This is a genomic window from Blautia faecis (assembly GCF_027662325.1).
Classification (GTDB): Bacteria; Bacillota; Clostridia; order Lachnospirales; family Lachnospiraceae; genus Blautia_A; species Blautia_A faecis.
Genome location: NZ_JAQDKY010000073.1, coordinates 1 through 2922, shown reverse-complemented (window position 1 = coordinate 2922; position 2922 = coordinate 1). Strand labels below are relative to the sequence as shown.

Here is a 2922-nt window from a genome sequence, read left to right as displayed (position 1 = left end):
TGGACTCGAACCATGCCTGATGCTCCCCGCCCTGGATTATTCTTTTACCTCCTCCACGCCAAAAAAATTTCCAAAATCAAAAGCAGCGTCCAGCCTGTGAATGCCAGAAAATGCATGTGCATTTTGATTAAAATAGAATCGATAAGATTTCCCATGCATAACATTGGTTCTTTTGTTAAGCAACAGCTCGGTAGTAAGCCCATCTGATTGCAACACTATAACCCTCTTAAAGCCATCAAAAAAAAGTTCCGCATGGATTTCAGATACTGTTCCTTCCACCACCTCATAGGATCTTGTCACTGCCAGATAATAAACATAAACCGCATCCCCGATCCCACAGATAGTTAAAAAGACTGTCCAGCCCACAAATCCGGCAGATCTTTGTGCCAGGCCAAGTGCACAGCCTCCATACAGTAAGAGAAATGATAAACATAAAGTATTCACAATTCTCTTTTTAAAAAATCCGGGTATACCGGCATAGGTTCGCCTGTGTTTCAATATTGCATCAGACAGCCATATTTTCCATTTGTTTCTTTTCTTCAAGGAAGCCTCCTTCTTTGATGTAGCTGATCACAAACTGTTTCTTTTGATATAAGGAAATCAGAATCTGCATGAATTCCACCCCAACCTGATCCTGAACTTTCTTCTTTTCTTCTGCTGATAGCAGGACATTCCCTGCCTGCTCATTTAAGCTGGCCAGATGGTCTGGAATGTACCCGTTTCTGGAAATTTGCTGCAGCACCCTGAGTTCTTCATAAGTAAATACCGGCTTTTTAAGCGCTCGCATCGCTGCTTTTATTCCTTTTCCAAGAGCCAGATTCTCTGCAAATTCCCTTACACGGCCAGAAAAGGAATCTACAACAGGGGCTACTACTGATTTACTAAAAAGAAATTGCAAAGCCTCCTCTTTATTTTCCCCTTCGCATTCTGCTACCAGTCCGCGCTTTTTCAGGCGTCTTAAACAAAACAGGAAATCTTCTTCATCCGCCCACTCTGTTGCACGTTCTTTCCCAAATGTAATACAAAGTACCCGGTACATCTGAGAGTAGATTCTGTTTTCTGCACATATTGTCCAGGTAAAGGCTGCCCAGAGCATGGTCTCCATTTCTGTAAGTACCTTCTCCTGGTTATCAGTTTTCACCAGAAGCCGCCCTTCCCCATCTTCTCCTTTACAGCCGATTGCCGTGTACCATTTCATAGCCTTTTTCCTCCTAAAACAGCTTCATTACTTCCAGGAGTTTTGGAATCACATAACAGGCAATCATTCCTACCATGATACAGATTTCCATATTTGGTTTTCGAAGATTCCACACATCCTGATTTTTTGTTCCGATGATCCGGACCCTTCCAGGTACGTTCCACCGTAGCTTCCTGTAAAATTCGATAAATTTCTGATGGTCAAATCCAAATGAACGAACTCGAAAGATATTTCGGTTCTGCTCTTCCTCATCTAAAAGAAAAAAGCTTTCTTTTTCTTTCTGATCATTTAAAACAATATAAAACTCAGGGACTCCTCGAAGGGTGCCTTCTACAATCTTGTCTATTTCATTGTAAAATATCCGACAGCATTCATAATGTCCGTTTTTCTCCGGCTGGCAGACCGCCAGACTGTCTACGTCCAACTCCATATAGCAGACTTCTGCTTCCATGATCTTTCTGCTGATTTTAACAGCCTGTCTTAAAAGAAGTATAATTCCCAAGGCAAGTATCACGCATAGATATAACAGGTCCCAGCATTTGATCCGAAAGTATAGGAAATATGCTGCGATTCCCTCCAGTAAAGAGCCGATACCAATCATCCAGAAGTACCGTTCTTTTGTGTCCATTAAACGGTAAACATCCTCTTCATTAGCCTGCAGATGCAAACAATGCCTTCCTTTCTTCATGCCGCCAGATCTGTTTTATTTGAAACAGTTTGCTTTCTTTTTGTATGTTGTTCCAGTAAAGCCTTGCATTCCCGGGCAGTTTCTTCGCACCGGTATTCTGAAAACTTTCCGATGTGCATATCTTTTTCCCTTAGACCGAACCTGTTCTGCAACCAGATATATATACCTTTTTTCGTCATCATCCCAGAATTTACCACCTGGTTTAAGGCACGGTGTGCTTCAATCCGCTTATGGCGCAGATCCCCATTTGCCAGGGTTCCCATAGGGCGCATGGTCTTTTTATGTACCCCGATGTAAGAATCACAGGATGGATAACCACTGCAGACATACAGATAATTGCCAGAATCCAGGTTCCGGCTGCCATAGACATGCTTTGCCGGGCGTAACACTGCCATCCTTCCACAGTATGGACAATACAGTTTTTCAGTCTGCTTTTTTTTCTTCGTTTTTGTCATTCAATTTGTCTCCTTTCCTGTTTGCCCAGATTGTAAAAAAAATGCTTTTTCTGTGTCAATAGGATTTTGAACTTTTATTTCCACCTTTTAATCAGTCTTGTGATGATTCCTTCTGCAACCTCGTAATTATCGTTAATTCTGGTCACCACGATTCCAATCTTATCTCCCTTTCCAGGAAGTGCAGACATGTTGCAGGAATGCGCCACCGCATTTATTCCAATATCCAGACGAATGAAATAAGTTCCCTTATATACCTCAGTGATAACTCCAGTGTACTTTCCCTGCCTGTGGCACTTCCTGAGATTGTCCTTATTGATGTTCGCCGTCGGACTTTTCGCATCAACTTCCACATGAATTTCACCCGGTTCTGTTCCTTCTACTTTATTGACCATGATCTGGATAAGATCTCCAACCTGAAATTTTTCGTTAGCATCCAGCATCCACTCCCAGGCCATATCACGCGCCCTGACAGATACCTCCACACCGAACACTTCCAGACGTACTGCCTTTGGCGCCACTGCGATCACTCGGGCTTCTGCAATTCTTCCAGGGTACAGAAGCGGCTTCTCCCCTTCTTCTCC

At 42.9% G+C, this 2922-nt stretch carries 5 protein-coding genes; all 5 read right to left on the bottom strand.

Going from position 1 to position 2922, the window contains the following annotated elements:
• Positions 1-36 precede the first annotated feature (36 nt).
• The gene (locus PGQ38_RS18730; protein ID WP_187565873.1) at positions 37-543 is read right to left on the bottom strand and encodes a hypothetical protein; all 507 of its coding nucleotides are present in this window, start codon (positions 541-543) and stop codon (positions 37-39) included.
• Positions 506-1198, bottom strand: coding sequence for a hypothetical protein (locus PGQ38_RS18725; protein ID WP_204453228.1), 693 nt, complete (start codon positions 1196-1198; stop codon positions 506-508). The genes PGQ38_RS18730 and PGQ38_RS18725 overlap by 38 nt, the downstream gene beginning before the upstream one ends.
• A gap of 13 nt (positions 1199-1211) precedes the next feature.
• Positions 1212-1886 carry a hypothetical protein gene (locus PGQ38_RS18720; RefSeq protein WP_270433078.1) on the bottom strand — a complete coding sequence of 225 codons (675 nt, stop codon included), beginning with the start codon at positions 1884-1886 and terminating at the stop codon, positions 1212-1214.
• Positions 1883-2341, bottom strand: coding sequence for a zinc-finger-containing protein (locus PGQ38_RS18715; protein ID WP_187565875.1), 459 nt, complete (start codon positions 2339-2341; stop codon positions 1883-1885). The genes PGQ38_RS18720 and PGQ38_RS18715 overlap by 4 nt, the downstream gene beginning before the upstream one ends.
• 74 nt (positions 2342-2415) lie before the next feature.
• A partial coding sequence (locus tag PGQ38_RS18710) for a S1 RNA-binding domain-containing protein (RefSeq protein WP_330674541.1) occupies positions 2416-2922 on the bottom strand: 507 nt, incomplete at its 5' end.